Source organism: Caulobacter segnis (assembly GCF_023935105.1).
In the GTDB taxonomy this organism is placed as follows: domain Bacteria; phylum Pseudomonadota; class Alphaproteobacteria; order Caulobacterales; family Caulobacteraceae; genus Caulobacter; species Caulobacter segnis_B.
In genome coordinates this window covers 234,289-256,452 of record NZ_CP096040.1, presented here as the reverse complement: position 1 = coordinate 256,452, position 22,164 = coordinate 234,289, and the positions used below count along the sequence as shown (strand labels likewise).

The 22,164-nt window shown below is 64.9% G+C and carries 18 protein-coding genes, 3 tRNA genes and 3 rRNA genes; 7 read left to right on the top strand and 17 right to left on the bottom strand.

Annotated elements, in window-relative coordinates:
- The first annotated feature begins 35 nt into the window (after positions 1-35).
- Both MZV50_RS01315 and MZV50_RS01310 read left to right on the top strand, forming a co-directional pair.
- Complete coding sequence (locus tag MZV50_RS01315; RefSeq protein ID WP_252632612.1) at positions 36-443, top strand: PTS sugar transporter subunit IIA; 408 nt, start codon at positions 36-38, stop codon at positions 441-443.
- Positions 440-718: an HPr family phosphocarrier protein gene (locus MZV50_RS01310; RefSeq protein WP_252632611.1), complete on the top strand. Its 279-nt coding sequence runs from the start codon at positions 440-442 to the stop codon at positions 716-718. The genes MZV50_RS01315 and MZV50_RS01310 overlap by 4 nt, the downstream gene beginning before the upstream one ends.
- Positions 719-723: 5 nt before the next feature.
- Here MZV50_RS01310 and MZV50_RS01305 read toward each other — a convergent pair whose 3' ends face one another.
- Positions 724-2,112, bottom strand: coding sequence for an aminotransferase-like domain-containing protein (locus MZV50_RS01305; RefSeq protein WP_252632610.1), 1,389 nt, complete (start codon positions 2,110-2,112; stop codon positions 724-726).
- Between the two features lie 182 nt (positions 2,113-2,294).
- Between MZV50_RS01305 and MZV50_RS01300 the strand changes: the two genes are divergently transcribed.
- Complete coding sequence (locus MZV50_RS01300) at positions 2,295-3,119, top strand: DMT family transporter (RefSeq protein ID WP_252632608.1); 825 nt, start codon at positions 2,295-2,297, stop codon at positions 3,117-3,119.
- Positions 3,120-3,151: 32 nt separating this feature from the next.
- Here the strand turns inward: MZV50_RS01300 and MZV50_RS01295 are convergent, their stop codons facing one another.
- Positions 3,152-3,346: a hypothetical protein gene (locus tag MZV50_RS01295; RefSeq protein ID WP_252632607.1), complete on the bottom strand. Its 195-nt coding sequence runs from the start codon at positions 3,344-3,346 to the stop codon at positions 3,152-3,154.
- 676 nt (positions 3,347-4,022) lie between these two features.
- On the opposite strand from MZV50_RS01295, the gene MZV50_RS01290 reads away from it, so the two are divergent.
- Positions 4,023-4,310: a hypothetical protein gene (locus MZV50_RS01290; RefSeq protein ID WP_252632605.1), complete on the top strand. Its 288-nt coding sequence runs from the start codon at positions 4,023-4,025 to the stop codon at positions 4,308-4,310.
- Between the two features lie 5 nt (positions 4,311-4,315).
- On the opposite strand, the gene bioB is transcribed toward MZV50_RS01290, so the two are convergent.
- Positions 4,316-5,347 (bottom strand): biotin synthase BioB, encoded by a 1,032-nt coding sequence (bioB, locus tag MZV50_RS01285; RefSeq protein ID WP_252632603.1) that lies wholly within the window; start codon positions 5,345-5,347, stop codon positions 4,316-4,318.
- Between the two features lie 99 nt (positions 5,348-5,446).
- Here bioB and MZV50_RS01280 point away from each other — a divergent pair, with 99 nt between their 5' ends.
- Complete coding sequence (locus MZV50_RS01280) at positions 5,447-6,928, top strand: CYTH and CHAD domain-containing protein (protein ID WP_252632601.1); 1,482 nt, start codon at positions 5,447-5,449, stop codon at positions 6,926-6,928.
- Between the two features lie 67 nt (positions 6,929-6,995).
- On the opposite strand, the gene MZV50_RS01275 is transcribed toward MZV50_RS01280, so the two are convergent.
- From MZV50_RS01275 to sdhC, 12 genes are all read right to left on the bottom strand, one after another.
- Positions 6,996-7,072: transfer RNA gene (locus MZV50_RS01275), tRNA-Met, on the bottom strand.
- A 61-nt stretch (positions 7,073-7,133) separates the two neighbouring features.
- Positions 7,134-7,248, bottom strand: a 5S ribosomal RNA gene (gene rrf / locus MZV50_RS01270).
- A 113-nt stretch (positions 7,249-7,361) separates the two neighbouring features.
- Positions 7,362-10,150, bottom strand: a 23S ribosomal RNA gene (locus MZV50_RS01265).
- Positions 10,151-10,439: 289 nt separating this feature from the next.
- Positions 10,440-10,515, bottom strand: a tRNA-Ala gene (locus tag MZV50_RS01260).
- 65 nt (positions 10,516-10,580) lie between these two features.
- Positions 10,581-10,657: transfer RNA gene (locus MZV50_RS01255), tRNA-Ile, on the bottom strand.
- A gap of 181 nt (positions 10,658-10,838) precedes the next feature.
- Positions 10,839-12,324: ribosomal RNA gene (locus tag MZV50_RS01250) — 16S ribosomal RNA — on the bottom strand.
- The 16S, 23S and 5S rRNA genes sit together here with 3 tRNA genes alongside, the layout of an rRNA operon.
- Positions 12,325-13,177: 853 nt before the next feature.
- On the bottom strand, positions 13,178-13,498 hold the full coding sequence (locus MZV50_RS01245) for a 2Fe-2S iron-sulfur cluster-binding protein (protein WP_252632599.1): 321 nt from the start codon (positions 13,496-13,498) through the stop codon (positions 13,178-13,180).
- A gap of 27 nt (positions 13,499-13,525) precedes the next feature.
- Positions 13,526-14,764: an NAD(P)/FAD-dependent oxidoreductase gene (locus tag MZV50_RS01240; protein ID WP_252632598.1), complete on the bottom strand. Its 1,239-nt coding sequence runs from the start codon at positions 14,762-14,764 to the stop codon at positions 13,526-13,528.
- Between the two features lie 129 nt (positions 14,765-14,893).
- On the bottom strand, positions 14,894-15,676 hold the full coding sequence (locus MZV50_RS01235) for a succinate dehydrogenase iron-sulfur subunit (protein ID WP_223392249.1): 783 nt from the start codon (positions 15,674-15,676) through the stop codon (positions 14,894-14,896).
- A gap of 7 nt (positions 15,677-15,683) precedes the next feature.
- On the bottom strand, positions 15,684-17,471 hold the full coding sequence (gene sdhA / locus MZV50_RS01230) for a succinate dehydrogenase flavoprotein subunit (RefSeq protein ID WP_252632597.1): 1,788 nt from the start codon (positions 17,469-17,471) through the stop codon (positions 15,684-15,686).
- A complete protein-coding gene (sdhD, locus tag MZV50_RS01225) occupies positions 17,471-17,926 on the bottom strand; it encodes a succinate dehydrogenase, hydrophobic membrane anchor protein (RefSeq protein WP_252635328.1) in 456 nt (151 codons plus the stop codon). The genes sdhA and sdhD overlap by 1 nt, the downstream gene beginning before the upstream one ends.
- On the bottom strand, positions 17,893-18,300 hold the full coding sequence (gene sdhC, locus MZV50_RS01220) for a succinate dehydrogenase, cytochrome b556 subunit (RefSeq protein ID WP_252632595.1): 408 nt from the start codon (positions 18,298-18,300) through the stop codon (positions 17,893-17,895). The genes sdhD and sdhC overlap by 34 nt, the downstream gene beginning before the upstream one ends.
- A 181-nt stretch (positions 18,301-18,481) precedes the next feature.
- Here sdhC and MZV50_RS01215 point away from each other — a divergent pair, with 181 nt between their 5' ends.
- Positions 18,482-19,918, top strand: a complete 1,437-nt coding sequence (locus MZV50_RS01215) for an HWE histidine kinase domain-containing protein (protein ID WP_252632593.1) — start codon at positions 18,482-18,484, stop codon at positions 19,916-19,918.
- On the opposite strand, the gene MZV50_RS01210 is transcribed toward MZV50_RS01215, so the two are convergent.
- Both MZV50_RS01210 and zapE read right to left on the bottom strand, forming a co-directional pair.
- Positions 19,915-20,502, bottom strand: a complete 588-nt coding sequence (locus tag MZV50_RS01210; protein ID WP_252632592.1) for an NUDIX domain-containing protein — start codon at positions 20,500-20,502, stop codon at positions 19,915-19,917. The genes MZV50_RS01215 and MZV50_RS01210 overlap by 4 nt on opposite strands.
- An 8-nt stretch (positions 20,503-20,510) precedes the next feature.
- Positions 20,511-21,629 (bottom strand): cell division protein ZapE, encoded by a 1,119-nt coding sequence (gene zapE / locus MZV50_RS01205; protein ID WP_252632590.1) that lies wholly within the window; start codon positions 21,627-21,629, stop codon positions 20,511-20,513.
- A gap of 88 nt (positions 21,630-21,717) precedes the next feature.
- On the opposite strand from zapE, the gene tsaE reads away from it, so the two are divergent.
- Positions 21,718-22,164 carry a tRNA (adenosine(37)-N6)-threonylcarbamoyltransferase complex ATPase subunit type 1 TsaE gene (gene tsaE, locus MZV50_RS01200; protein ID WP_252632589.1) on the top strand — a complete coding sequence of 149 codons (447 nt, stop codon included), beginning with the start codon at positions 21,718-21,720 and terminating at the stop codon, positions 22,162-22,164.

Here is a 22,164-nt window from a genome sequence, read left to right as displayed (position 1 = left end):
GAAGGGAATTGGGGATCCCGTTTGAGATACAAGGCATGATCGGGCTCGTGATCGTGACGCACGGGCGTCTGGCGGAGGAATTCGTTTCCGCCATGGAGCATGTGGTCGGGCCGCAGGCCGCCGTGAAGGCGATCTGCATCGGCCCGGAAGACGACATGGAACGTCGCCGCTCGGATATTCTGAAGGCTTGCGCCGCCGTCGACGTCGACGGCGAGGGCGTCATCCTGCTGACCGACATGTTCGGCGGCACGCCTAGCAACCTGGCCATCTCGGTGATGGAGCAGACCAAGGCCGAGGTCATCGCCGGCCTGAACCTGCCGATGCTGATCAAGCTGGCCAGCGTGCGCCAGCGCGAGAGCCTGCAGGCCTGCGTCGCCCACGCCCAGGAGGCTGGACGCAAGTACATCTCCGTGGCCTCCTACGTGCTCGCCGGGGAAAAGTGACGGGCATGACGTCAAGGACGGTCGAGATCATCAACGAGCGCGGCCTGCACGCCCGCGCCTCGGCCAAGTTCGTGAAGACGGCGTCCGGCTTCGACGCCGAGGTGACGGTCAGCCGCGACGGCGCTTCGGTCGACGCCCGCTCGATCATGGGCCTGATGATGCTGGCCGCCGGCATCGGCTCGACCATCGACATCACCGCCGAGGGCCCGGAAGCCCAGGCCGCCGTCGAGGCCCTGTGCGAACTGGTCGAGAACCGGTTCGACGAGGAGCGGTAGGCCCCTCACCTCCGCGCCAGCGCGCCTTTCAGCACCGTGAAGACCCGCGGATCGCGCATCTGGCCGACATTGAACCGCATGAAGTCCGGCGCGCTCTGGGCGGCGCTGAACACGTTTCCCGGCGCCAAAATCACATCCTCGTCCAGGGCCAGGCGGGCTAGGTCGGACCCATCCCGGCCGTCCGGCAGCCGTCCCCACAGGTAGAAGCCGCCGCGCGGCGTCACCCAGGTCCGCACGCCGAGGTCAGCCAGCCGGGCCGCCGCCTCGCGCCGCGCGCCTGACAGTCGCCGCCGCAGCGCCTCGACGTGCCGGCGATAACCGCTGTCCATCAGGCTGTCGAAGACCACCCGGGCCGCCACCGGGCTGGCGCCGCCGAAATGGGTGGCTACCTGCAGGTCGACCATCGCCTCGATCCAGTCGGGCCGCGCGGCGATATAGCCGCAGCGAATCGAGGCCGACAGCGTCTTGGAGAAGCTGCCGATGCGGATGACGTTGACCAGGCCGTCGAAGGCCGCCAGGCGCGGCGACGGCTCCGGCTCGAACTCCGCGAAGATGTCGTCCTCGACGATGACCAGGCCGTGCGCCGAGGCGACCGTGAGCAGCCGGTGGGCGGTCTGGGCCGACATCGTCGCGCCGGTCGGATTGTGGATCGCCGAATTGGTGATGTAGAGGCGCGGCCGCGCCTCGGCCACGACCCGGGCGAAGCTCGACACGTCGGGGCCGTTCGGCGTGTAGGGCGCGCTGACGATCCGCGCCTTGTGGGCCCGCAGCAGGGCCTGGAAATTGAAGTAGCAGGGATCGTCGACCAGCACCGCGTCGCCCGGGCGCAGCAGGGTTCTGCAGATCAGATCGATCGCCTGGGTGCCGGACGCGGTCAGCAGCACCTGGTCGGGTCCGATGTCCAGCCCCTCGGTCGCGAAGCGCCGGGCCAGCAGCCGCCGCAGTTCGGGCAGGCCGCGCGAGGGGCCGTAGTCGGCCAGCAGGGCGTCGTCGGCGCGAGCCAGGCCGCGCATGGCGCGCCGCAGGATCGCGTCGGGCATCCAGTCCGGCGGCAGCCAGCCGCAGCCGGGCTTCAGCGCCGCCGCCGCCGCATCCAGCGACTGACGCGACACCCACAACGGATCGATGGCGCGATCGGCGCGCGTCCCCAGATCGCTGACCGCCGGCGTGACGACCTCGGCCGAGACGTAGAAGCCCGAGCCCGGCCGCGAGAGCACGACGCCTTCGGCGGCCAGGCGGTCATAGGCCTCGACGACGGTCGAGGGCGACACCTTCAGGGTCGCGGCCAGGGCGCGGATGGAGGGCAATCTGTCACCGCGTGACAGCGACCGGCTGGCGATGCGCGCCCGGATCGCCTCCATCACCTCGCCGGTCCGGCTCGTCGTCTGGGCCATGGGCGCGCTCCAACTGTATGGCGCTTGATAGCATACAGTTCGGTCCAGATTGTATGGACCGTTCCTGGGCCACGGCCCGTCGGCCCGCCTATGCCTCGACCCGCGCCGACGGAGGATGACGGGTGGACAGGACAGGGCAGGAATCAGGGCGGGACTCAGCGCGAGGCTGGGGCAGCGGCCTGGTGGGCGTGATCATCTTCAGCGGCTCGCTGCCCGCCACCCGCGTCGCCGTGGAAGGCTTGCCGCCCGTGTTCCTGACCTCGGCCCGCGCCGTGATCGCCGCCCTGCTGGGGACGGTCCTGCTGCTGGCCTTGAGGCAGAAGCCGCCGCCCCGGTCCGACCTGCGTCCGCTGGCGGTCGTGGCGCTGGGCGTGGTGGTCGGCTTTCCGCTGCTGACCGCCCTGGCGCTGCGCCACGTCTCGGCGGCCCACTCCGTCGTCTTCGTCGGTCTGCTGCCCCTGGCCACGGCGGTCTTCGCCGTCCTGCGCGGCGGCGAACGGCCCCGCCCCGCCTTCTGGATCTTCTCGGTCGTCGGCGGCCTGTCGGTCGCCGGCTTCGCCGCCTCGCGGGGCGGCGCTGGATCCCTGACAGGCGATCTGCTGATGGTGGCGGCGATCGTCGCCTGTGGCCTGGGCTATGCCGAGGGCGCGGTGCTGTCGCGCCGCCTGGGCGGCTGGCAGGTGATCTGCTGGGCCCTGGTGCTGGCCCTGCCCGTCATGGCCCTGGTCGCCCTCGCCACCCTGCCCGCCAGCTGGCGCGGCGTGGGGACGCCGGCCTGGCTGGGCCTGGCCTATGTCTCGGTGTTCAGCATGCTGGTGGGGTTCGTGTTCTGGTATCGCGGCCTGGCCCTGGGCGGCATCGCCCAGGTCGGTCAGCTGCAGCTGCTCCAGCCGTTCTTCGGCCTGGCCCTGGCCGGGCTGCTGCTGCACGAGCCCATCGCCCCGGCCATGATCGGCGTCACCGCCGTGATCGTCCTGTGCGTGGCCGGCGCCAGGCGCTTCGCGTGACGGCCCGTTCGGGGATTTGGGAGTCCTTCGGCTCAGGCCGAGATATTGACCAGCACGCCAGTCAGTTCGCCGGACGTCTGGCCCAGGGCCGCGCCAGCCGCCGCCGTCATCTTGACGTTGGTCTGGGCCACGGCCAGCTGCGTCAGGTCGGCGGCCGGAGCCTGGGTTGGAGCCGCGGACCGCGGCGCGACATATTGGGCAGCGGCGTTGGTGGCGGAAACCTGCACGGCGACGTCCTTCGGGAAAGCGCCGCCAATCTGCGGCGGAAGCCTTAAGCCGACCTGACTAAACAAGGTTAAGGGCCGGCCGCCGCGGGCTTCCCCCCTTGCGAGAGAAGGGGGATTGGAGCGCCTGTATCCTCGGAATTCGCGAGATCGAAGCCAGCGAAGTCAAACGCTTGTCGATTTTAGACGCCGCTGAATGATCCGCGTTGAATCCTGCCCCCATACTGATCGCTGTCCCCGTCGCAGGGGGAGGGCGCTTGGATCCGGCCCAAAGCGGCGGCGGGGATAGGTTGAGCGGGGCCGGTTTCGGTTCCCGGGTCAGATGCGGCGCGCGTCGTCTCCTACGGGAACGGCCGTGACCGGGTTCCCCGGGGCAAAAGCCGGGAGCGGGTCGACAGGGCGGTGATCGCGAAAGCCGCCTATCGCGGATCGTCGGGACCGATACGGAAAAGCCGTTCGGTTCGGTCCGCGCCCGTCCGGGGGCTATGGGGTCCCGAGCTCAAAACGCTCACGCCCCCCATCCTCACGGTCAAAACAGCCTGGCGGAGCGGACGTCCGAGCCGAAACGCAAACAAACAATCACGGTACTCCGGGTTCGCCCGGCCGCTCCGTCGCCTCCCCAGCACCCTTCAGCGAATCGTCGCGTGAAGCGGCGAAGCCATGCCCAAAGGAAAGACTCATGCCCAAGTCCAAGCCGCCACGCCGCAAGCGCCAACGGCATCTCACCAATCGCACGCGGTCCATGCTCGACTTCTACGATGATCTCGAGCGCATCACCGCCCGCGCCGAGCGCGAAGCCGAACGGTTGGCGCACCGGGTTCCGCCCGAGGAACTGGCGATCATGCGGGCTACTTGCGCCAACAATCGACGGCTCTTCGCCGAGGCGCGGGCCGACCTGCTGACGCCCAGCCGCACGCCGGTGCTAGACCGCCTCGTCCATGAGGCGCGACAGGCCGAGCGGCCGTAGCCGCCCTATTCCGCCGCGACCACCTCGTGCGCGTGGTCGTGCGCCTCGACGTGGACCTTGCCGCCCATGGGACGCAGATCCAGGTCCTGGAACAGCTTGCTGTCCTCGTCCAGGCCCGGCAGCGGGGTGGTCAGCAGCTTGCCGCCGACGAAGATCGAGTTGGCGCCGGCCAGGAAGCACAGGGCCTGCAGCTCGCGGCTCATCCCCTCGCGGCCGGCCGACAGGCGGACCATCGACTTCGGACAGACGATGCGGGCCACGGCGATGGTGCGGACGAATTCGATCGAGTCGATCTGCTTGCTGCCGTCGGCCAGGATCCTGTCGCCCAGCGGGGTGCCGCTGACCGGCACCAGGCCGTTGATCGGCAAGCTGTCGGGATGGGCCGGCAGGGTGGCCAACTGGTGCAGCAGACCGGCGCGGTCGCGGCGCGTCTCGCCCATGCCGACGATGCCGCCGCAGCAGGTGCTCATGCCCGCGTCGCGGACGTGGGCCAGGGTGTCCAGCCGCTCCTGATAGGTGCGGGTGGTCACCACGTCCTTGTAATAGTCCGGACCGGTGTCGAGGTTGTGGTTGTAGTAGTCGAGCCCGGCGGCCTTCAGCGCCTTGGCCTGGTCGGCGGTCAGCATGCCCAGGGTGGCGCAGGTCTCCAGGCCCAGGGCCTTCACCTCGCCGATCATCTCGGTCAGCTTGGGCAGGTCGCGGTCCTTCAGCTCGCGCCAGGCCGCGCCCATGCAGAAGCGCTGGGCGCCGCCGTCGCGGGCGGCGCGGGCCTTGGCCACCACGTCGTCGGCCGCCATCAGCTTCTCGGCCTTGAGGCCGGTCTTGAAGTGGGCGCTCTGGCTGCAATAGCCGCAGTTCTCGGCGCAGCCGCCGGTCTTGACCGACAACAGCTGCGACAGCTGCACTTCCGACGGATCGAACCCGGCCCGGTGCACGTTGGCCGCCTGGAACACCAGCTCCATGAACGGCAGGTCGAACAGGGCCTCCACCTCGGGAAGCGTCCAGTCGTGGCGGGGTGCGGTGTTGATTTGGCTCATGGCGCGCACGTTTGGACCCGCGTCATACACTTGGCAAGACGGTGGAGACAGGTCATAGCGCTGTCGGAGCCAGGCGGGCGCTCTGGAGTTGATCAGGTCATGGATCGCGAGATCGAGCTGAAATTCCTGATCCCGCCGGAGTCGGCGGCGTCGGCCTTGGCCCAGCTGCACGGCGAAGGCGCCGTGCGCCAGCTGGACGCCACCTATTTCGACACCCCCGATCACGCCCTGCGCAAGGCCGGCTTCGGCCTGCGGGTCCGCGACGGCGAGGGCGGCCGCAAGCAGACCCTGAAGTCGGCCTCGGCCGGCGGGGTGTTCTCACGCGGCGAATGGGAGACGGCGATCGCCGGGCCCGATCCGGACCGCGACGCCCTGGCCCGGACGCCGGCGGCGGCCATGCTGGACGGCGAGACCCTGACGCCGGTCTTCACCACCCGTGTCGAGCGCATCGTCCACATCGTCCATGTCGGCGAAGCCATCATCGAGGCGGCGCTCGACCGGGGCGAGCTCAGCGCGGACGGCCGGCGCGCGCCCGTCTGCGAACTGGAGCTGGAACTGAAGGCCGGCCAGCCGGAGGCGCTGTTCGACCTGGCCCGCCAGTTGGCCAAGCGCGCGCCGCTTCGGCTGTCGCTGGTCAGCAAGGCCGAGCGGGGCTACGGCCTGGCGGCGGGCGACGACGCGCCGGCGCCGCGCCGGCAGGCCGCCACCCTGAACCCGGCCGCCCGCGTCGGCGAGGCGCTGCAGGCGCTTGGTCAGGCCGATCTGGCCCACCTCTGCGCCAGCCTCGAGGCCCTGCGCGAACGACCGGAGCCGGACGGCGTCCACCAGGCGCGGGTGGCCACCCGACGGCTGCGGGCCCTGCTGAAGATCTTCAAGCCCCTGGCCCGCGACGCGGCCGCCCAGCGGCTGGACGACGAGCTGTCCTGGCTGGCGGGCGAGTTCGACGCCGCGCGGGATCTCGACGTCTTCGTCGGCGAGGTCTGGAACGCCAGCGCCCCCGGCGCGGCCTTCGCCGGGCGCGGCGATTTCGAGCGCGGTCTCGAGGCGGCCCGCGCCAACGCCTATCTGCGCATGGAGGCGGCGCTGGAAAGCCCGCGCGCCCGCGATGTGCTGCTGGAAGCCGCCGCCTGGCTGGAAGCCGGCGCCTGGACGACCGATCCGGCGCTGGCCGAGATCCGCGACGTTCCGGCCGCGGCCCACGGCGCCGCGGTGCTGGAACACCGTCTGGGACAGGTGAGGAAGCGCGCCAAGTCGTTCTCCGACCTCGACGCCCCGGCCCGCCACAAGCTGCGCCTGAAGGGCAAGACCCTGCGTTACGCGGCCGAGGACCTGGCGCCGCTGTTTCCGGAGCATCCCAAGCGCGCCGAACGCTTCATCGCCGCCTCGCGCGCGGTGCAGGACATCCTGGGCGCGCTGAACGACCGCAGCGTCCGCCAGACCCTGATCGAGACCGTCAGTCACGGCGACGAGGCGACCGCCCGCGACGCCGCCCGGGTCGCCTTGGCCGATGACGAGGCTGATCTGCTGGACCGAGCCCGCCGGGCGCTGGACGACCTGCTGGACGCCAAGCCCTTCTGGTGAGGACGAAGGACGAAGAGGCCAGAAACGAAAAAAGCCGCCCGAAGGCGGCTGTTTCTTGAAAGACCCTTGGGTGCGGGGACAGGATTTGAACCTGTGACCTTCAGGTTATGAGCCTGACGAGCTACCGGGCTGCTCCACCCCGCGTCAGGGTGTATTGGATTGTGATGGCAGGGTTTGGACTTTGGGTTTGATATCCTTTTGGCGGACCTGGCGGCGACCTACTCTCCCGCGCCTTGAGACGAAGTACCATTGGCCCAGGGGGACTTAACGACCGAGTTCGGAATGGGATCGGGTGGGGAACCCCCGGCAAAGCCACCAGGTCAGCGAAAAGGATATCACTCTTCCCTTTGGGCTTTCGCCCATTGGAGAGGATTGTGAAGAAGACATCAGTGTCTGAAGTAGAGCCATGCTTTTGCATGGGTTTGACTGAAGAACGATCAAGCCTATCGAGCTATTAGTACCGGTAAGCTCCATGCGTCGCCGCACTTCCACACCCGGCCTATCAACGTGGTGGTCTTCCACGGCTCTCAGCGAGACCTTGTTTTGAGGTTAGTTTCCCGCTTAGATGCTTTCAGCGGTTATCTATTCCACACTTAGCTACCCTGCTGCACAGCTGGCGCCATGACAGGTCCACCAGAGGTGTGTCCATCCCGGTCCTCTCGTACTAGGGACAGATCCTCTCAAGTCTCGTACACCCACGGCAGATAGGGACCAAACTGTCTCACGACGTTCTGAACCCAGCTCACGTACCACTTTAATCGGCGAACAGCCGAACCCTTGGGACCTGCTCCAGCCCCAGGATGTGATGAGCCGACATCGAGGTGCCAAACTTTGCCGTCGATATGGACTCTTGGGCAAAATCAGCCTGTTATCCCTAGAGTACCTTTTATTCGTTGAGCGATGGCCCTTCCACGCAGGACCACCGGATCACTATGGCCGACTTTCGTCTCTGCTCGACTTGTCAGTCTCGCAGTCAGGCGGGCTTATGCCATTGCACTCGACGACCGATTTCCGACCGGTCTGAGCCCACCATCGCGCGCCTCCGTTACACTTTGGGAGGCGACCGCCCCAGTCAAACTGCCCGCCACGCCATGTCCCGGACCCGGATAACGGGCCGCGGTTAGACGTCAGCAACAATAAGGGTGGTATTTCAAGGATGGCTCCACCGGAACTGGCGCCCCGGTTTCATAGCCTCCCACCTATCCTACACATGTTGCTGCTAACGCCAAGGCGAAGCTGCAGTAAAGGTTCATAGGGTCTTTCCGTCTGACCGCGGGAACCCCGCATCTTCACGGGGAATTCAATTTCGCTGAGCCTATGCTGGAGACAGTGGGGAAGTCGTTACGCCATTCGTGCAGGTCGGAACTTACCCGACAAGGAATTTCGCTACCTTAGGACCGTTATAGTTACGGCCGCCGTTTACCTGGGCTTCAATTCAGAGCTTGCACCCCTCCTTTTAACCTTCAGGCACCGGGCAGGCGTCAGACCCTATACGTCGCCTTGCGGCTTCGCAGAGCCCTGTGTTTTTGATAAACAGTCGCTACCCCCTGGCTTGTGCCACTCTCATCTGGTTGCCCAAAAGAGAGTCACGCTTATCCCGAAGTTACGCGTGCAATTTGCCGAGTTCCTTCAGCATAGTTCTCTCAAGCGCCTTGGTATACTCTACCTGCCCACCTGTGTCGGTTTCGGGTACGGTCTCCGTTGGAGTTATTTCCAGGGACCTGTTCACTGCCAGGAGCAATCCAATAAGCCCTGACAATTTACCAGATCCGTCACTTCCAACTGGTTCAGGAATATTCACCTGATTCCCATCGACTACGCCTTTCGGCCTCGCCTTAGGGGCCGACTAACCCTGCGCAGATTAGCTTTACGCAGGAACCCTTGGGCTTTCGGCGAGAGGGTCTCTCACCCTCTTTATCGCTACTCATGTCAGCATTCTCACTTCCGATACCTCCAGCAAGGCTCACGCCTCACCTTCATCGGCTTACGGAACGCTCCGCTACCGCGTGCACAGAGTGCACACCCATACCTTCGGCGACTGGCTTGAGCCCCGTTACATTTTCCGCGCAGGTTCGCTTGACCAGTGAGCTGTTACGCTTTCTTTAAATGATGGCTGCTTCTAAGCCAACATCCTGGTTGTCAAAGCAAACCCACATCGTTTCCCACTTAGCCAGTACTTGGGGGCCTTAGATGATGGTTAGGGTTGTTTCCCTTTTCACGACGGACGTTAGCACCCGCCGTGTGTCTCCCGGATAGTTCTCTTGGGTATTCGGAGTTTGATTAGAATTGGTACAGCTCGCGCCGCCCGCATCCATTCAGTGCTCTACCCCCCAAGGAATACGTCCGAGGCACTACCTAAATAGTTTTCGCGGAGAACCAGCTATGTCCAGGTTTGATTGGCCTTTCACCCCTATCCACAAGTCATCCGAGAATTTTTCAACATTCACCGGTTCGGTCCTCCAGTAAGTGTTACCTTACCTTCAACCTGCTCATGGATAGATCACCTGGTTTCGGGTCGTCATGCGACGTACTTATTCGCCCTATTCAGACTCGCTTTCGCTGCGCCTACACCTAACGGCTTAAGCTTGCACGGCACATGAAGTCGCTGACCCATTATACAAAAGGTACGCCGTCACCACGCGCGGTGGCTCCGACTGCTTGTAGGCTTCCGATTTCAGGATCTGTTTCACTCCCCTTGTCGGGGTGCTTTTCACCTTTCCCTCACGGTACTTGTTCGCTATCGGTCATTGAGGAGTACTTAGGCTTGGAGGGTGGTCCCCCCATGTTCAGACAGGATTTCACGTGTCCCGCCCTACTCGAGTCTGTCGCTATTTGACGCTTACGGGGCTATCACCCACTATGGCTGTGTTTCCCAACACATTCAGCTTTATGTCACGACAGCACTGGCCTGGTCCCGGTTCGCTCGCCACTACTACGGGAGTCTCGGTTGATGTCCTTTCCTCCGGGTACTGAGATGTTTCAGTTCCCCGGGTTTGCTTAATGAACCCTATGTATTCAGGTCATTATACCTCTTCTGATCAACCGATCGCCGCTCCAGCCGAAGCTGAAGCAAAGTCGGGTGACCATAAAGGTGGGTTTCCCCATTCGGAGATAGCCGGATCAAAGGGTGCTCGCGCCTCCCCGGCTCTTATCGCAGCGTGCCACGTCCTTCATCGCCTCTCAATGCCAAGGCATCCGTCAGAAGCCCTTATGCGCTTGATCGTTCTCAGCAAAACCCATGCATAATCGTCTCTTGTCACTCACGTGAGAAGAGATCGAGCATGAGCTCTACCTTTAGTCAGACAATGATGTCTTCTTAAGTCCATCCTTGAACCAGGTCCGTATCCCAGGGGTGAGCTACGGTTGGCGGAGGAACCCTGCCTTCACAATGTCATTTCGCAGCTGGCTCAAGAGCCAGTGCAAACTTGATCATTCCTCGATCGCGATTTTCCCAATCCTACCAGCTAGCCTCGCTCAAGCAGCGAAGCGGTAGCGAGGATTGCGAGGGAAATGGTGGAGCCAGACGGATTCGAACCGACGACATCCTGCTTGCAAAGCAGGCGCTCTACCAACTGAGCTATGGCCCCTCACACTCGGTGTGAGTTGCTTGCCCAGCGGAGCTGGTCGGTGCGGTCCGTATGTTTGGAAAGAGTGGTAGGCCCGATAAGACTTGAACTTATGACCTCACGCTTATCAAGCGTGCGCTCTAACCAACTGAGCTACGGGCCCATAGGCCGCTCAGATCGGATCAGTTGATCCGCTCCAGGGCTCGCGATCGTGCTTCGAACCTCGACGGCTCGAAACAAGTGGAAAGAGAAACGAAGACGGCGGCGATCCGCTCATTTGTGTGCGTCAAGCGCACTAATCGGAGCTTCAATAACCTCGTGAGAGGCTGGAGAAGCATCCTTAGAAAGGAGGTGATCCAGCCGCAGGTTCCCCTACGGCTACCTTGTTACGACTTCACCCCAGTCGCTGACCCTACCGTGGTCGCCTGCCCCTCTTGCGAGTTAGCGCAGCGCCTTCGGGTAAAGCCAACTCCCATGGTGTGACGGGCGGTGTGTACAAGGCCCGGGAACGTATTCACCGCGGCATGCTGATCCGCGATTACTAGCGATTCCAACTTCATGCTCTCGAGTTGCAGAGAACAATCCGAACTGAGACGACTTTTAGGGATTGGCTCCCCCTCGCGGGATTGCAGCCCTCTGTAGTCGCCATTGTAGCACGTGTGTAGCCCACCTTGTAAGGGCCATGAGGACTTGACGTCATCCCCGCCTTCCTCCGGATTAACTCCGGCAGTACGATTAGAGTGCCCAGCCAAACCTGATGGCAACTAATCGCGAGGGTTGCGCTCGTTGCGGGACTTAACCCAACATCTCACGACACGAGCTGACGACAGCCATGCAGCACCTGTGTCCCAGTCCCCGAAGGGAAAACCACATCTCTGTGGCGGTCCAGGCATGTCAAAAGGTGGTAAGGTTCTGCGCGTTGCTTCGAATTAAACCACATGCTCCACCGCTTGTGCGGGCCCCCGTCAATTCCTTTGAGTTTTAATCTTGCGACCGTACTCCCCAGGCGGAGTGCTTAATGCGTTAGCTGCGTCACCGACATGCATGCATGCCGACAACTAGCACTCATCGTTTACGGCGTGGACTACCAGGGTATCTAATCCTGTTTGCTCCCCACGCTTTCGAGCCTCAGCGTCAGTAACGGACCAGTATGTCGCCTTCGCCACTGGTGTTCTTCCGAATATCTACGAATTTCACCTCTACACTCGGAGTTCCACATACCTCTTCCGTACTCAAGACTGCCAGTATCAAAGGCAATTCCAAGGTTGAGCCCTGGGCTTTCACCTCTAACTTAACAGTCCGCCTACGCTCCCTTTACGCCCAGTAATTCCGAGCAACGCTAGCCCCCTTCGTATTACCGCGGCTGCTGGCACGAAGTTAGCCGGGGCTTCTTCTCCGGGTACCGTCATTATCGTCCCCGGTGAAAGAATTTTACAATCCTAAGACCTTCATCATTCACGCGGCATGGCTGCGTCAGGCTTTCGCCCATTGCGCAAGATTCCCCACTGCTGCCTCCCGTAGGAGTTTGGGCCGTGTCTCAGTCCCAATGTGGCTGATCATCCTCTCAGACCAGCTACTGATCGTCGCCTTGGTGAGCCTTTACCTCACCAACTAGCTAATCAGACGCGGGCCGCTCCAATGGCGATAAATCTTTCCCCCGAAGGGCACATCCGGTATTAGCTCAAGTTTCCCTGAGTTGTTCCGAACCAAAGGGCACGTTCCCACGTGTTACTCACCCGTCCGCCACTAATCCCGAAGGATCCGTTCGACTTGCATGTGTTAGGCCTGCCGCCAGCGTTCGCTCTGAGCCAGGATCAAACTCTCAGGTTGAGTTGACATTGACTCCAGCTATTTGACCGAGGGGAAAACCTCAGTCGCGTATCTGGTTTGCATAGTTTCTTGACGAGTTCCCATCACACAATGACCAACCAAAGTCGGCCACCGTATTAATGGTGTCTTCAAGAGACCGCATTTGTCAGCGTCGAAGGTAGACCAGAAGTCTACCGCCAGAGCGCCGCCGCCTGCGTTTCTCTTTCCAAATCAACAATGTCAAAGACCCGAACCACCGAAGCGGCCCCACCGTTTTGCGCCCGGTGTCGGCGGAGGCGGCTATCTACCCAACCTCGAAACCCATGTCAAATCGTTTTTTTCAAAACTTTCTGACCAAGCCGACGAAGCCGGGAGATCCCGAAGCCGTCGAAGTTGGCAGCTTCTAAAGAAACCACCAAAGCCAGTCAAGAGATTATTTCAAAGAAACTTTGAAACGATTACTTGTCTAACTCAACATCGCGCCGCTGAATTCTTGCGAACTCTTGTCTGCGATGTTTCGGAGCGGCGCTTCTAAAGAGGCGATACTCCGAAGTCAACCAACTCATTTCGACTTTTTCGAGGCCCTGGAAATCCAGGATCGAAGAGACAAAAAGAGGATCCCTGGGCCGCCGTGGCCGCCCTTGCGGATCCGTCATCGAGTCGATTGGAGCGCGGTGTCTAGCGAAGCGTCTGAACCGATGCAACTCCCTTTCGGGGGCCGCGTCGTCCGGTCGCGATGCCGTTCCGAGCGAGGCGGTGATCTAGTCCTCCCTCGGACGACTGGCAACCCCCTCGCGACAATATAACGACGCTCTTTTAACATCGCCGGGAACCTTTTCGGCGCCGGCGACACCCCTGACCTAGAGGGGCGCGCTCAGTGCTGGCTTTCCGGAAGACGCACGATCAGGCCGTCCAGCGCGTCGCTCACCTTGATCTGGCACGACAGGCGGCTGTTGGGCTCGACGTTCTCGGCGAAGTCCAGCATCGACTCTTCCATGGCCGACTTGTCGCCGGTCTTATCGAGCCAGGCGTCGTCGACATACACATGGCAGGTCGCGCAGGCGCAGGCCCCGCCGCAATCGGCGTCGATGCCCGGCACATTGTTCTTCACGGCGCCTTCCATGACGGTCAGGCCCGACTTCACGTCCAGAGCGTGCTCGGTCCCGTCGTGTTCGATGTAGGTGATCTTGGCCATGTGGCTCTCTGTTCCCCTTGGGCGGACTTAGGCCGCCACCTCTTTCATGGACACCGTGAGATCGGCGAGCTTTTCGGCGCTCACCGGCGTGCGTTTGGCGATCAGCTGCTTGCCGGCCATGAACTCGGGCGGCGCATTGATCGCTTCGACAGCCTGCAGCAGGTCACCCTTCAGGTGAAAGACCGCGAACTTGGCGGCGGCGACGTCGCCACGCACCACCTGACGGTCAGCCTCGAACGGCAGGCCGGCGATCTGCAGCTTCAGGTCATATTGGTCGGACCAGAACCACGGCACTTCCGGAGAAGGGCCTGGCCGGCCGAGAATCGCCGAAGCGGCCTGCTTGGCCTGCTCCAGCGCGTTGGGCACGCTTTCCAGCCGGAATTGGCGGTCGTAGAGCGGGAGCGGCCGATGGGTGACATCGCCGATCGCGAAGATCGACGGGTCATTCGTCCTCGCCTCGAGGTCGACGACCACGCCATTGGCGGTCGCGAGGCCCGCGTCCTTGGCCAGCTCGTCATTGGGAACCGCGCCGACGCCGACCAGGGCGACGTCGCAGGCGACCACCCGGCCGTCGGAGAAGCGCACGCCGGTGACGTGGCCGTCCTGGCCCTCGAAGCCCGCGACGCCGGCGTTCAGCTCGAACGCGACGCCGTGCTTGCCGTGATAGTCCTGGAAGAAGAGGGACAGGGTCTCGCAGGCGACACGGGCCAGGACCCGGCTCTCGCGCTCGACGACCATGGCGTGGCTGCCCAGGGCGCGCGCCGAAGCCGCCGCCTCGAGTCCGACATAGCCGCCGCCGATCACGGCCAGGCGCTTGTCGGGGCCCAAAGCGTGCTTGAGCAGCTCGGCGTCGGCCGCCGTGCGCAGGGCCAGGACACCGGCCAGGTCCGAGCCGGGAATCGGCAGCTCACGGGCGCGAGCGCCGGTGGCGAGAATGAGGACGTCGTAGGCAATGACCTCGCCCGAGGCCAGGGTCACGGTCTTCTCCGAGCGGTTGATCCGCTCGGCCACGCCCTCCAGGCGCAGCATGACGTTGTTTTCGGCGTACCACTCGGCGGGTTTCAGGGAGAGCGAGTCGGCATCGGCCTCGCCCTTCAGCCAGGCCTTGGAGAGCGGCGGACGCTGGTAGGGCAGAAGCGGTTCGTCGCCGATCAGAACGATGCGGCCTTCGTGACCGTATTGGCGCAGGAACGCCGCGGCCGAACCGCCGGCATGGCCCGCGCCGACGATGACGACGCATGCGTTCTGGTTGGCTTCAGCGCTCAAGGACGCCCTCCCGTTTCATCAAAAATGACGCCGGCGTCACCTATTGGCAAGCGCCTTCGACAAGGCCGCATATAGAACGGGGCGGCCCGTTTCCGAAGCCGCCCCGCGTTTGTCTCCATGGAGAGCCCGTCAGACGACGCGCTCGACCATCATCTTCTTGATCTCGGCGATCGCCTTGGCCGGGTTCAGGCCCTTTGGGCAGACCTGGGCGCAGTTCATGATCGTGTGGCAGCGATAGAGCTTGAAGGGATCCTCAAGCGCGTCGAGCCGGTCGCCGGTGGCCTCGTCGCGGCTGTCGATCAGCCAGCGATAAGCATGCAGCAGGGCCGCCGGGCCCAGGTACTTGTCACCGTTCCACCAGTAGCTGGGGCACGAGGTCGAGCAGCAGGCGCACAGGATGCATTCGTAGAGACCGTCGAGCTTCTCGCGGTCCTCGGGGCTCTGCTTCCACTCGGTCTGCGGCTCGGGCGTGTCGGTGTGCAGCCAGGGCTCGATCGAGGCGTACTGGGCGTAGAACAGCGTCAGGTCCGGGATCAGGTCCTTGACCACCGGCATGTGCGGCAGCGGGCTGATCTGGACGGCCTTGCCCGGCACCTCGGCCCAGCCGTGGGTGCAGGCCAGAGTGTTGCGGCCGCCGATGTTCATCGAGCACGAGCCGCAGACGCCCTCCCGGCACGACCGGCGGAAGGCCAGGGTCGGGTCGATGGTGTTCTTGATGTACAGCAGGGCGTCCAGGACCATCGGGCCCACGGCGTCCATGTCGACGTCGTAGGTGTCCCAACGCGGGTTGCCGCCCGCTTCCGGATCGTAGCGGTAGATCTTGAAGGTCTTGACCTTCTTGGCGCCCGCCGGAGCCGGCCAGTGCTTGCCCGACTTGACCTGCGAGTTCTTGGGGAGTGCGAGTTCGACCATCGTACCCTCAGTAGACCCGTTGCTTCGGCGGGATGTAAGCGATGTCGTCCGACATCGTGTAGCTGTGCACCGGACGGTAATCGATCTTCACCTTGCCGGACTCCATGTCGAGCCAGGCCAGGGTGTGCTTCATCCATTCGGTGTCGTTGCGGTCCGCGAAGTCCTCGCGGGCGTGGGCGCCGCGGCTTTCGGTGCGGTTGACCGCGCCGTTCACCGTCACGACGGCCTGACCGATCAGGTTGTCGAACTCCAGGGTCTCCATCAGGTCGGTGTTCCACACCAGACCCCGATCGCTGACCTGGAGGTCGGCCTTCTTGTCCCAGACGGCCTGCAGGCGGTCGACGCCGCTGACCAGGCTCTCGCCGGTGCGGAACACCGCGGCGTCTTCCTGCATGGCCTTCTGCATCTCCAGACGCAGCTCGGCGGTGCGGGTCGAACCCGAGGCGTTGCGGAAGCGGTCGAAGCGGGCCAGGTGGCCGTCGGTCTGGACGTCCTTCAGCTCGGGCTGCTTGGCGCCGGGCTTGATGATCTCGGCGCAGCGCAGGGCCGCGGCGCGACCGAACACCACCAGGTCGATCAGCGAGTTCGAGCCCAGGCGGTTGGCGCCATGCACCGACACGCAGGCCGCTTCGCCCACGGCCATCAGGCCCGGGATCACCTGATCGGGGTTATCGCCCGACTTGGTGACGACCTCGCCGTGATAGTTCGTCGGGATGCCGCCCATGTTGTAGTGGACGGTCGGCAGCACCGGGATCGGGGCCTTGGTCACGTCGACGCCGGCGAAGACCTTCGCCGTCTCCGAGATGCCCGGCAGGCGCTCCGCCAGGATCTTGGGATCCAGGTGGTCGAGGTGCAGGAAGATGTGGTCCTTGTTCGGGCCCACGCCGCGGCCTTCGCGGATCTCGATGGTCATCGCGCGGCTGACCATGTCGCGGGGCGCCAGGTCCTTAACCGACGGGGCGTAGCGCTCCATGAAGCGCTCGCCTTCTGAGTTGGTCAGGTAACCGCCTTCGCCGCGGGCGCCCTCGGTGATCAGGCAGCCGGCGCCATAGATGCCGGTCGGGTGGAACTGCACGAACTCCATGTCCTGCAGCGGCAGGCCGGCGCGCAGCGCCATGGCGTTGCCGTCACCGGTGCAGGTGTGGGCCGAGGTCGCCGAGAAGTAGGCGCGGCCGTAACCGCCCGTGGCCAGGATGACCATCTGGGCCTGGAAGCGGTGCAGGGTGCCGTCGTCGAGCTTCCACGCGGTCACGCCGCGGCACACGCCGTCGTCCATGATCAGGTCGAGGGCGAAGTACTCGATGAAGAACTCGGTGTCGTGGGCCAGCGACTGGCCGTACATCGTGTGCAGCATGGCGTGACCGGTGCGGTCGGCCGCCGCGCAGGTGCGCTGGATCGGGCCTTCGCCGTAGTTCTTGGTCATGCCGCCGAAGGCGCGCTGATAGATCTTGCCTTCCGCGGTTCGCGAGAAGGGCACGCCCCAGTGCTCGAGCTCGTAGACGGCGGCCGGCGCGTTGCGGGTCAGGTACTCGATGGCGTCCTGGTCGCCCAGCCAGTCCGAACCCTTGACGGTGTCGAACATGTGCCAGCGCCAGTCGTCCTGGCCCATGTTGCCCAGCGAGGCCGAGATGCCGCCCTGCGCCGCCACGGTGTGGCTGCGGGTCGGGAACACCTTGGTGATGCAGGCGGTCTTGAGACCGGCCTGGGCGGCGCCCAGAGCGGCGCGGAGGCCCGAACCGCCGGCGCCGACGACGACGACGTCGAACTTGTGGTCGATGAACTTGTAGGCCGACATCAATGGGCTCCGGTCACGGTCAGGGCGACCTTGAGGATCGAGAAGACCCCCACGGCGCCGGCCAGCACGCAGACGAACAGATTGCCGATCACCAGGGCCGACTTGCTCGTGAAGCGGTGGACGTAGTCTTCGATCACCACCTGGACGGCGTTCGACAGGTGCACCAGGGCCGAGAGCAGCAGCAGCGCCAGCAGCACGGCATTCAACGGCTGGCCCAGCCAGGCGGCGACGGTGTGCTGGTCCGCGCCGATCAGCTTCAGGGCGCTGTAGACGCCCCACAGGCTCAGCGGCGCCAGGGCCAGGCCCGAGACGCGCTCGGTGATGAAATGGCTGACGCCGTGGTGCGACGAGCCCATGCCGCGAGCCCGCGACAGCGGCGTGCGGAACTGCTGGGGCTGGAAGAGGTCGTTCTTGCTCATGATCAGAACGCTCCGTTCGCGCCGGCGATGACCCAGGTGACGATCGTCGCCACGACCGCGAAGGCGATCGCCATGGCGCCGGTCATGTCGGCGATGCGGGGCTGGAAGCCCTTGCCGGTGTCCCAGAAGGTCTGGCGGATCGTGTAGGCGACGTTGAAGAAGACCGCGAAGGTCTCGCCCAGCAGCACCAGCTTGCCGATCGGCGAGCCCAGGACGCCCCGGTAGGTGTCATAGACGTCCGGGCCGGCCGCCAGGGCCGCGGCCCAACCGGCCAGGATCACGGCGCCGACCCACAGGCCGACGACACAGGCGCGGTGCAGGATCGAGCAGGCCATGGTGATATGCCAGCGCCAAACCTGCAGGTGCGGCGACATCGGGCGCTCGGGAAGCCCCCGGCTCGTGTCGGTCATGGGAGGTCCAACCTCAGTAGCCTTTGTGCGTTGCGGGACGCTTTTAAGCGCGAAGGCCCGGGTGTCAATTAAACGGCGCCCTCTTGAGAAACGTTCGCAGTTCCCGTTTCGGGTGCGCCGGGAACCCCAAAAGCCAAGGTTGCGTTAACGTCGCTCGCTCCAGGGGGAAACAAGAGCGTTCATGTCCAGTCCGATCGATTTCAGAGCGGTGTTCGACCGGATCTCGACACCGCACATGCTGATGGATCACGACCTGATCATCCTCGAGATGAACCAGGCGTACGTCGATGTGACCGGACGCTCGCGCGAAGAGATGCAGGGCCGGTACGTATTCGACGTCTTCCCGTCCGAGGGGCAGAGTCGCCGCCTTCTGGAAGAGTCGCTCCTGCGAACCCGCGACACCGGCGAAACCGACGTGATCGCGCTTCTGCACTACGCCATCCCGCGCAGCGACGGCGGCGGCTTCGAAGACCGCTACTGGAGCGCGACGCACACCTTCGTTCCGGCGACGAGCGAGCGCGGCTTCATCCTGCAGAACACCCAGGACATCACCGAGCTGCGACGCCTGAAGGACGCCGCGTTCCTGCCCGAGGCCCCGCCGACCACCACCATGCTGGGCGACTCCATCCTGCGCCGGGTCGAGGTCCTGCAGTCGCAGAGCGTGCAGATCCGCCGGCTCTTCATGCGCGCGCCCAGCTTCGTGGCGGTGCTGCGCGGGCCCGACCACGTCTTCGACTTCGCCAACGAAGCCTATCTGCGGCTGATCGGACGCCAGGACGTGGTCGGCAAACCCCTGGCCGAAGCGCTTCCGGAGATCCGCGATCAGGGGTTCATCCAGCTGCTGGACGAGGTGCGCCGCTCCGGCGAACCGTTCATCGGCCGCGAGGTCCCGGTAATGCTGGCCCGCGAACCCGGCGCGCCACCCTCGGAACGCTTCCTGGACTTCATCTATCAGCCGATCGTCGAAGCCGACGGCATCGTCTCCGGCGTCTTCGTCGAGGGCTCGGACATGACCGACCGCGCGGTGGCCGATCAGCGTCAGCGCCTGCTGCTGGACGAGCTGAACCACCGCGTGAAGAACACCCTGGCCACCGTCCAGGCCATAGCCCAGCAGACGCTGCGCGGGGCGGCCACGCCCGAGATCTTCGCCGACGCCTTCGAGGCCCGGCTGCTGGCCCTGTCCCAGACTCACAACGCCCTCACTGACAGCCAGTGGGCGGGCGCGGAGTTGCGTCAGATCCTGATGCAGGAGCTGGGCCCCTACGGCGCCGAGCGGATCCATGTCGGCGGCCCGGACATCCACCTGCCCGCCCGCGTCGCCCTGTCGCTGGGCATGGTGTTCCACGAACTGGCCACCAACGCCGCCAAGTACGGCGCCCTGTCGACCAGCGGTCGGCTGCGGTTGACCTGGTCGCTGTCCGAGGATGGCGAGGCGCTGCGGTTCGAATGGCGCGAGATGGACGGTCCGCCCGCCCGGCGGCCGGACCGCAAGGGGTTCGGCTCGCGCCTGATCGAGCGCAGCATCACCGGCGAGTTGGGCGGGACGATCGAGGCCGACTACGGCGAGACCGGCCTGATCGTCCGCTTCGAGACGCCCCTGGCCCGCGACTTCGCCTAGGCGGTCCAGAACACCGTCAGAGCCAGGTGCTGCAGCAACATGATGGTCTTGGCGTCGCGGATACGACCGTCGGCGATCATGGCCAGGGCCTCGTCGATCGTCGACTCCAGCACCTCGATGTCCTCGCCCTCGTCGGGATGGCCGCCGCCATCGCCGATCCGCATCGAGGCGTCGTACTCGGCGACGAAGAAATGCAGGACCTCGGTCACCGAGCCCGGGCTCATGAAGGCTTCGAACACCTTGCGCACCGCGTCCAGGCGATAGCCCAGCTCCTCCTCCACCTCGGCGCGGATGCGGATTTCGGGTTCGGCGTCGTCCAGCAGGCCCGCGGCGGCCTCGATCAGCAGGTCGTCGTGGCCGTTCACAAAGGCCGGATAGCGGAACTGCTTCACCAGCAGCACGGTGCGATGGGCCAGATTGTAGGGCAGCAGCACCGCCCCGTTGCCCCGGTCGTAGTGCTCGCGGCTCTGGGTCTGCCACGTCCCGTCGCGCCGCTGCCAGTCGAAGGTCGTCGTCTTCAGGACGTACCAGTTGTCGGACAGCAGCTTGGTCTCGCGGACGCGGACCCGATCCTTGACGCTCATCTTGTCTCCTAGTCCCGCACTCGCGCCACGTAGTCGGCCGAACGCATCTCCTGCAGGCGCGAGACGGTGCGCTCGAACTCGAAAGCGCCGTCGCCCTCAGGATACAGCGTCTCGGGCTCGGCCTCGGCCAGGGCCACCAGCTTGGCGTCCGCCTCGTAGAGGGCGTCGATCAAGGTGTTGAACCGCTTGGCCGCGTCACGCCGGGCCGGCGACAGCAACGGCACGTCCTCCAGGAAAATCGTGTGGAAGCGCTCGGCGACGGCCAGATAGTCCTGCGGCCCCAGGGCCTGCTGGCACAGGCTGGCGAAGGACGACCGCAGCAGGCCGCCGGCGGCGCGCGGCAGGCGCATCTTGCGGCCCAGCACCTCCAGCGTCGCGCCGGTCTCGGCCGCGCCGTCCAGCATGTCGCTCCAAAGTCGTTCGAACTCGGCCTGGCTGGCCTTGTCATTGGGCGCCAGCCAAGTGCGGGCCGCGCGCAGGCGATCCAGACGGAAATCGACCGGACCACGCACGGCGACGACGTCCAAAGCCGACTTCAGCATGTCGATGAACGGCAGGAAGAGCTGGCGGTTGAGGCCGTCCTTGTAGAGGTCCTCCGGCGGCCGGTTCGAGGTGGCCACCAGGGTCACGCCCCGCGCGAACAGGGCCTCGAACAGCCGGCCCAGGATCATGGCGTCGGCGATATCGGTGACCTGCAGCTCGTCGAAGCACAGCAGGCGGGCATTTTGGGCGATCAGCTCGGCGGTGGGGGCGATCGGGTCGTCGCCCTTGTGCTGACCGAAGCGCGCCTTGCGGGCGGCCGCGTCGCCCTTGCGCCAGCCGTCGATGTCGGCGTGGACCTCGGCCATGAAGGCGTGGAAGTGGATGCGTCGCTTCCTGGCGACCGGCGCGCTGTCGAAGAACAGGTCCATCAGCATGGACTTACCGCGGCCGACCGGACCCCAGAGATAGACGCCCCTTTGGCTCTTGGGCTTGCGGCCGAACAGCGAGAAGCCGGGCTCGCCGGCGGCGTCCAGATCGGCCTCCAGTCGCGACAGCGCCTCGACGGCGGCGGCCTGGGCGACGTCGGGCTTGATCTCGCCCTGGGCCAGGCGCTCGCGATAGGCGGTGCGAAGAGATGTCGGCATCGGGGACTGCGGTTAGCGCGTGAGACGCTTGAGGGGAAGGGCCTTCACGCCCCTCAACATCGACCGGGCGACGCGCTATGGGAGACATATGACCACCCTGCACCTGCCCGACGAGGCCGCGACCCAGCAGTTGGGCCGAGCGCTGGCCGCGTCGCTCCGGCCTGGCGACGCCCTGTGCCTGACCGGTCCGCTGGGAGCCGGCAAGTCGACCCTGGCCCGCGCCCTCATCCGCGCCCTGACGACGCCGGACGAGGAGGTGCCCAGCCCGACCTTCACCCTGGTGCAGCTCTACGAGACGGCCACGTTTCCGCTGGCCCACTTCGACCTCTACCGCCTGTCGAACCCCGACGAGGCCTACGAGATCGGCCTGGACGAGGCCCTGGACGGCGGCGTGGCCCTGATCGAATGGCCTCAACGGCTGGAAGGGCGTTTGCCCGCGAATCGGCTCGATATAGACATCGCCCTGGATGGCGACGCACGCCGCGCCGTCATCGTGGCGCACGGTAGTTTCGAAGGACGTACCCTTGAGTTCTGA

Coding starts and splice junctions, on each gene's coding strand:
- MZV50_RS01315 (WP_252632612.1), top strand. CDS start 36: ATGATCGGGCTCGTGATCGTGACGCACGGGCGTCTGGCGGAGGAATTC.
- MZV50_RS01305 (WP_252632610.1), bottom strand. CDS start 2,112: ATGGCCCAGACGACGAGCCGGACCGGCGAGGTGATGGAGGCGATCCGG.
- MZV50_RS01290 (WP_252632605.1), top strand. CDS start 4,023: ATGCCCAAGTCCAAGCCGCCACGCCGCAAGCGCCAACGGCATCTCACC.
- bioB (WP_252632603.1), bottom strand. CDS start 5,347: ATGAGCCAAATCAACACCGCACCCCGCCACGACTGGACGCTTCCCGAG.
- MZV50_RS01280 (WP_252632601.1), top strand. CDS start 5,447: ATGGATCGCGAGATCGAGCTGAAATTCCTGATCCCGCCGGAGTCGGCG.
- MZV50_RS01245 (WP_252632599.1), bottom strand. CDS start 13,498: ATGGCCAAGATCACCTACATCGAACACGACGGGACCGAGCACGCTCTG.
- MZV50_RS01235 (WP_223392249.1), bottom strand. CDS start 15,676: ATGGTCGAACTCGCACTCCCCAAGAACTCGCAGGTCAAGTCGGGCAAG.
- sdhA (WP_252632597.1), bottom strand. CDS start 17,471: ATGTCGGCCTACAAGTTCATCGACCACAAGTTCGACGTCGTCGTCGTC.
- sdhC (WP_252632595.1), bottom strand. CDS start 18,300: ATGACCGACACGAGCCGGGGGCTTCCCGAGCGCCCGATGTCGCCGCAC.
- MZV50_RS01215 (WP_252632593.1), top strand. CDS start 18,482: ATGTCCAGTCCGATCGATTTCAGAGCGGTGTTCGACCGGATCTCGACA.
- MZV50_RS01210 (WP_252632592.1), bottom strand. CDS start 20,502: ATGAGCGTCAAGGATCGGGTCCGCGTCCGCGAGACCAAGCTGCTGTCC.
- zapE (WP_252632590.1), bottom strand. CDS start 21,629: ATGCCGACATCTCTTCGCACCGCCTATCGCGAGCGCCTGGCCCAGGGC.
- tsaE (WP_252632589.1), top strand. CDS start 21,718: ATGACCACCCTGCACCTGCCCGACGAGGCCGCGACCCAGCAGTTGGGC.